The sequence below is a fragment of the Paracoccus sp. (in: a-proteobacteria) genome (assembly GCF_030538695.1).
Classification (GTDB): domain Bacteria; phylum Pseudomonadota; class Alphaproteobacteria; order Rhodobacterales; family Rhodobacteraceae; genus Paracoccus.
This window is the reverse complement of sequence record NZ_JAUNTN010000046.1, coordinates 1-6,279: the sequence shown is the minus strand read 5'-3', so window position 1 is coordinate 6,279 and position 6,279 is coordinate 1. Positions and strand designations below refer to the sequence as shown.

Here is a 6,279-nt window from a genome sequence, read left to right as displayed (position 1 = left end):
CATCGCCATCGCCGCAACCGTCATTCGTTTGCCGTGAACGTCAACAGGCGCTAGCAACGCTACTCAACTTTCGAGCCAATACATTGAGTATTTGGAGGCTTGGGAAGATTTCCCCAGCCGGACGAAGCATGTGCCGCAACTACCTTCTTTCCCAATATGATTGACGTTTCCCCCTCCACCTAATCCAGTTTGAGGTAGACTCTGGCCCAACGGAAAGGACCAGAGATGAAGCGCAGCCGGTTCACCGAAGACCAGATCATCGGTATTTTGAAAGAGCACGAGGCAGGGGTTTCCGTCGCCGAACTGTACCGCAGGCACGGCGTCAGCGATGCGACCGTCTACAAGTGGAAGGCCAGGTATGGCGGCATGGACGTCAGCGAGGCCAAGCGGCTCAAGGGCTCGAGGACGAGAACGCGCGGCTGAAACGGTTGCTGGCGGATGCGATGCTCGACAATGCGGCCTTGAAGGATCTCTTGGGAAAAAAGTGGTGACGCCCGCCGCGAAGCGGCAAGCGGTCGCGCATCTGGTGGCGGACCACAGGATGAGCGAGCGGCGGGCGTGCCGCGTGATCGGCTGTTGCCGGAAGACCATGCGCTATGAGGTCATCCGTCGGGACGATCCCGTTCTGCGCAAGCGCCTGAAGGAACTGGCGCGGGTGCGTCGCCGGTTCGGCTATCGGCGGCTGCATGTCTTCCTGCGCCGCGAGGGGCATGACGTGAACCACAAGCGCCCGTTCCGCATCTATCACGAGGAACGCCTGCATGTTCGTCGCCGCGGAGGCCGCAAGCGGGCGATCGGGACGCGAGCCCCGATGGCGCTGCCGCTGATGCCGAACCAGCGTTGGTCGCTGGACTTCGTGTCCGACCAGCTGACCGATGGCTGCCGTTTCCGGGTGCTGACCGTCGTGGATGACTGCACACGGGAATGCCTTGCCCTGATCGCCGACACGTCCCTGTGGGGCGCCAGGGTGGCGCGAGAGCTGGAGACACTGTTCAAGGTCCGCGGAAAGCCTGGGACGGTGGTCAGCTACAACGGAACCGAGTTCACCTCGAACGCAATCCTGACCTTCGCCGACGACCGCAAGATCGACTGGCACGACATCGCGCCCGGCAAGCCCACACAGAATGCCTTCATTGAGAGCTTCAACGCTCGGCTGCGTGACAAACTCTTGAACGAGACGCTGTTCCCGTCCCTGAACCATGGCCGCGCCACGCTCGCGGCCTGGCGCATGGACTACAATACCGAACGCCCCCACTCCCGCCTCGGCTGGCAGACGCCTGCCGAGTTCGCCCAGACCTTCACCCCGCAACGGGGCCTGACGCTGCGCAACCCGCAAAGCTCCGCGCCAGCCCCCGGTGCCCAAACCGCCCAAAAGGCCAAAACTCAGGCCCGCAGTCTCGCTCACGCTGGATAAAACTTGGGGGCCACGATCATCAATACGCCCACCGTCACCTTCGCCAATGCCGTGACAGAGGCCGGCATGCCGCAGGCGAACCTGACGGCGCAGCTTCTGGGCTTGGGCGGGGCCACGGCCGACGGCTATAACCGGCTCTCGGTGAACACCCCGGCCGTGCTGATGAACCATGCCGGGGTCGGGATCGAGGCGACGGTGAACAAGGCCGCGCCCGCCAATGACGCCGCCTTCGCCTTCAAGACGAGCTGGTCGGCGCGGGCGCTGTTCGGGCTGCTCGGGTCTGACGATTTCAGCGTCAAGGTCAGCCCGGATGGCGCGGCGTTTCACGAAGCGATCCGGATCGACCGGGCGACGGCCCGGGTCGAACTGCCCGAGCCCGTGCTGCTGCCCGCATTTGACGCCGCGCCCGCGCCGCCGCCTCCCGGCAAACTGGCCCTCTATGCCCGCGCCGGAACCGGATGGCTCGATGTCCAGCGCCCGTCAGGGCGGCATTTCCCGCTCCAGCCGCATTTCGGGGTCAATCGCATCGCCACCTGGGCGCCCTCATCCGGCTCGACCGTCAACACCAACGGCATGCCGCGCAATCCGGTCGGCACGGCCTCGACCCCGACGCTGACCACCGCCAGTCTTTCGACCTCGATGCGACGCTGGCGCATGACATCGGCGGCGAGTACCAGAGCTGCGGCCGACGAGCGCTCCGCCGGCTGGGTCTGCTGGCGCGGCAATGCCGAGGGCCTCGGCGGCTTCACCTATAAACCGGCTCTCGCTGGTCACCCTGCAGCCGACCGGGATGGGCTTCTTCGGGCTGATCGGCTCGATCGGGGCGCTCTCGACCACGTTGACGACCTCGGCCGTCACCAATGCGCTTGGGATCGGCTTCGAGACATGCCAACTGGCAGATTGTCCATAATGACGGCGTGAGCAGCCCGAGCCTGATCGATCTCGGCCCAGGGTTTCCGGTCGCCAGCACCACGAATGTGCTGACGCTGTTCATTCTGGCCGCACCGTACGGCAGCGAGATCGGAATCCGTGTGGTCGAGGAGGTCTCGGGGGCCGTTGCCGAGATGACGATCACGACCGACCTGCCGGCGCCGACCCAGCTGCTGAGCCCGCGCAATTATCTCAACAACGGCACGACCGCCGCAGCCGTCTCCTACGACTGCTCGGGCGTCTATGTCGAAACCGACTTCTGACCTGCGAAAGGACCACCATGAACGACCGCAGTACCCTGACCGGCGAGGTCGCCCGGGCCTTTCGCGATCACGGCATTACCGCCGCCCTGACCGCACTGATCGGCGGCATCATCGCCCTGATCGCGGCGATCACCCGCAAGGCCCTGACCAACGAGGCCCTGCTGGCACGGCTCGACCGCGAGCTGATCGTCGAGCGCGACCGCATCGACCGCCAGCGCGCCGAGGATCGCAAAAGCCATGACCACCGCCTCGCCCGGATCGAGACCGATATCCGTGCCATGCGCGATATGCTCTTCGACGCGTTTCAACGCGGTCGGCCCGACTGACGGGCACCCCCATCACCGCCATCGCCCCCCACCCGCCCGAGAGGCGGGTTTTTCATTTGGAGGAAACCCTATATGGCCACTCGCTTCGACAGCCATTGGCGCGACGTGCCGCAGGACAGCTGGCGCTGGCCCAGCTTTTCGCCCGCCGAAATCGCCTGCCGCGGCTCTGGATCGATCCGCATCCACGAGGAAGCCCTCGACCGGCTGCAGGCGCTGCGCAACCGCATCGCCAAGCCGCTGATCGTCCGCTCGGCCTATCACAGTCCCGAGCATAACCGTACTGTTGGCGGCGCCCCGGCCTCGAAGCACATGCTCGGCACGGCCTTCGATATCGCCATGGCGAACCACGATCCGGTCGCCTTCGAGGCCGCCGCCCGGGCTGAAGGTTTTCTGGGCTTCGGCACCTATCCGCGCTCCGGCTTCATGCATATCGATCTCGGCCCCACCCGCCGCTGGGGCAAGCCCTTTCCGGCGCGGGCCGGTGTCGGGACGCTCAGTGCGGCGGGCATCGAGGTGCTGCAGGACAGCCTCGCCGAGGCCCATGGCTCGACACCTTCCGCTGGGTCTTCATCGCCCTCGCGCTGGCCGGCATCGCCGTCACCGTTTACGCTCGGCTGAATGATTGGAAACGAGGCCGGCGATGAGGGGCATCGTTTCTGCGCTGCTGGCATCGCGCCGGACGCGGCGCCTCGCTATCTGGATCGCGCTGATCGGTGCGGTCCTCCTCTTTCTCCTCAACCTGCGGCGGGCCGGCGAACAGGTCGGCCGCACCGCCGAACGCCTGCAAAATATGGAAAGGACGAACGATGCGCTGCAACAGATGCTGGAGGCCGGGGCAGATCGGCCCCGCAATCGCGATGACCTTGCTGACAAGCTGCGGGACGGCAGGTCCTGACCCGAGTAGCGCGGTCTGTCCGCCGGTCGTCGAATATCCGGCGGGCATGCAGCAGCGGGCGGCAGCTGAGATCGAGACGCTGCCGCAGGACTCCGTCGTCGCAACGATGATGGCGGATTACCATGTGCTGCGGCAGCAGGCGCGGGCTTGCGGGTAGGGCTTCGCCCGGATCGGGATTCACGATGTCAAAAAGCGGCAGGGAGTCGATGCAGGTCGATCATGGCACGGCGCCCGCCACCTGTCGCGCCCGGAAATGGGCACAATTGTGCACATGGCAACGGATCACCGGTTTTTCGTGACGACGCCGAGATGCCGGTTCCGATCCAGCTCATGAATGCACACACCATGGCAACCGGTGGATGCTCAGTCGGATTTCAGCGTCGGCACACCCATCACGATCCTGCCGCCATGCGCTGTCTTGTCGCCTATCCGCATGACCCCGCGCCCGTTGATCTTCACCAAACTGGAGCCCTTCATCATCGGGTCGGGCAGCGGAGGCAACCCGGGACAGCCGCATTGCCCACCCTCGACGGCCAGCGGAATGCCATTGAATTTCACCAGAGCCTGACCGGGGTTCATCACCGGCCCACCACCGTGGATCGGGCAGGTATGCGCGTGGCCGACAAGTGCGATTGGTTTGGACATGAATTTAATCGCCGACGTTGATGTTTAGTCGTGTTTCGGTCGACTCCCTACTGAGCGCCCGATGCCATTATCATATTTAAAAATTGTCGCGAATCCATTTGAAAACATCCTTGTACCCCAGCGTATCCGCGCATGATAGCAGATCCTGTCGCTACGCCTCACTTATCGCCATACCATACCCCTTTAGAAGCGACAGTAATTCTATTTTAACACGCTCGTTATCGTTATCGCCGGAACTGTCCAATGCCAAAATCGCCTGCTTGACTACAGAGAGTGAAGCCCCCCCGTAGCGAGATATTCTCGCGACACTATTCGGGGTGGCGCCATGCTGAAGAAGTATTCTAGACTTTTGATAATCCCCTAGCTTTACGTAAGATGAAAGGGGCGTTAACCCCTCATAATCAGCCGCGTCTATAAGACCCTTAGCTTCAAAATAATCAGCCAGAACACTGAAAACACCCTCACCAAAATACGTATCATCAAATAATATTACTTTCCCCGAGCGGTCTCGCGCGGTCAAATCAACATCGTTGTCTTGAAGCAGGTTCACCAAGCTTGTAGACAGCGGAATGGAAAACAGCAAGGGAACACCATCGCCATCACATCCCGAAGTTAACGCATCTTTCGCCCATTGGCTGGCCTCCTCATCATTCGCAGATGGGTTTTCAGCCCATTTCGAAAGCTTGTCCAAGTCGCGATCACTGTATATTCGCATTTTATCTCGCTTAAAGAGGGATGAACTGATGCCCTGGTGGCACGCGGATATTTTGGTTAACCCCGCGCTGCGCGGCTCTGACGGTTATCTTATCGCTATCGCCGGGGGTATTATAGCAGCGCCTCTGGTTATAGCGCTCCATGTCACCCTTCAGGCCCCTTTGAAGGTCCCGAATTTCTTGATAATGCCCCCAGGCCTGGCAACCTTTATTTCCCCTGTCGGGAGTCTATACACATGCCCACCGTTGGCATCGCTGATTGGATCATATTTTTCCAATTCGGCCTTAAGCTTTCGGTTTTTCCCGCGCATGTTATCGATGATGTTTCGGCATTCTGGTGGCGGATCGCATGTTGTGCAAGAATCCGCTATGCTACCGGAAACCGCGCCTTGCTCCGCACCATCGTCGGCATCTTCCATCTGAGACGCTGCATGGTTGCCGACTACGGCACGCCCTAAATTCCGCAGGTCCTCCTCGCGCTCCTCGGTGCCTGGCAGTGCTTTATGCGCACCATAGCCAAAAAGACCGGCTATGATCCACTCAACGATAGGAGCTGTTGCAATCACCGCCATGTTATCCGGCCCTCAGCGCCTTGACAGTTTCCCGCATAAGAAATGACATCTTCTCGTTCGGTGAGTCTGCCATGAAACGATAAAGATCGGGGGCTTTCTCCATCCGGCCACCTGTAACTGCTTGCAAGTAACATCATTTTCGAAAGGCGGCCTCCTCGGTGACACCGAAGCCTGCCGCCGATTGTAGCCAGCGTTTTACCCACACCTGAAGTTTGTCGTTTGGTACGTTTGCAGTGGCGTCATTCGCATAACGGCGCAGATAGGCCGTGGTTCGGATTGCAAGCCATCTGAAGCGAACGGATTCAATTCTCTTCATGGTTTCGTGATCGAGGCGCATTGGGCCGGAGTACGGGGCCGGCCATACTTCATCCCGGTTCAAGGTGAGCATACCGTCTGCCCAGCCATTTTCCGGAGCGCCGAGAATTCGACGCCCTGGGCCAATCAGGCGCGCCAGTTGAGCAGGATTCATCGCCGGCACAACCTGCGCCAGCACATTTGCATCCGCATGACGGAACAGCACC

At 61.4% G+C, this 6,279-nt stretch carries 8 protein-coding genes and 2 pseudogenes; 6 read left to right on the top strand and 4 right to left on the bottom strand.

Features of this window, described 5'->3' with window-relative positions:
* Positions 1–225: 225 nt before the first annotated feature.
* From Q4G24_RS16290 to Q4G24_RS16265, 6 genes and pseudogenes are all read left to right on the top strand, one after another.
* Positions 226–1,414 (top strand): annotated as a pseudogene (locus Q4G24_RS16290) (IS3 family transposase).
* Between the two features lie 3 nt (positions 1,415–1,417).
* Positions 1,418–2,335, top strand: a complete 918-nt coding sequence (locus Q4G24_RS16285) for a hypothetical protein (protein WP_303367594.1) — start codon at positions 1,418–1,420, stop codon at positions 2,333–2,335.
* A complete protein-coding gene (locus Q4G24_RS16280; RefSeq protein ID WP_303367593.1) occupies positions 2,332–2,607 on the top strand; it encodes a hypothetical protein in 276 nt (91 codons plus the stop codon). Before Q4G24_RS16285 ends, Q4G24_RS16280 begins: the two co-directional genes overlap by 4 nt.
* 17 nt (positions 2,608–2,624) lie before the next feature.
* Entirely contained in the window at positions 2,625–2,933 is a 309-nt protein-coding gene (locus tag Q4G24_RS16275; RefSeq protein ID WP_303367592.1) for a hypothetical protein, read from the top strand.
* A 72-nt stretch (positions 2,934–3,005) separates the two neighbouring features.
* A pseudogene (locus tag Q4G24_RS16270) lies at positions 3,006–3,577 on the top strand (YcbK family protein).
* The gene (locus tag Q4G24_RS16265; RefSeq protein ID WP_303367590.1) at positions 3,574–3,828 is read left to right on the top strand and encodes a hypothetical protein; all 255 of its coding nucleotides are present in this window, start codon (positions 3,574–3,576) and stop codon (positions 3,826–3,828) included. Before Q4G24_RS16270 ends, Q4G24_RS16265 begins: the two are co-directional and overlap by 4 nt.
* 363 nt (positions 3,829–4,191) lie before the next feature.
* Here Q4G24_RS16265 and Q4G24_RS16260 read toward each other — a convergent pair whose 3' ends face one another.
* From Q4G24_RS16260 to Q4G24_RS16245, 4 genes are all read right to left on the bottom strand, one after another.
* Positions 4,192–4,473: a PAAR domain-containing protein gene (locus tag Q4G24_RS16260; protein WP_303367589.1), complete on the bottom strand. Its 282-nt coding sequence runs from the start codon at positions 4,471–4,473 to the stop codon at positions 4,192–4,194.
* A 151-nt stretch (positions 4,474–4,624) separates the two neighbouring features.
* Positions 4,625–5,164, bottom strand: coding sequence for a hypothetical protein (locus Q4G24_RS16255; RefSeq protein ID WP_303367588.1), 540 nt, complete (start codon positions 5,162–5,164; stop codon positions 4,625–4,627).
* Positions 5,165–5,338: 174 nt separating this feature from the next.
* Positions 5,339–5,758 (bottom strand): hypothetical protein, encoded by a 420-nt coding sequence (locus tag Q4G24_RS16250; RefSeq protein ID WP_303367587.1) that lies wholly within the window; start codon positions 5,756–5,758, stop codon positions 5,339–5,341.
* A gap of 133 nt (positions 5,759–5,891) precedes the next feature.
* A partial coding sequence (locus Q4G24_RS16245; protein ID WP_303367586.1) for a hypothetical protein occupies positions 5,892–6,279 on the bottom strand: 388 nt, incomplete at its 5' end.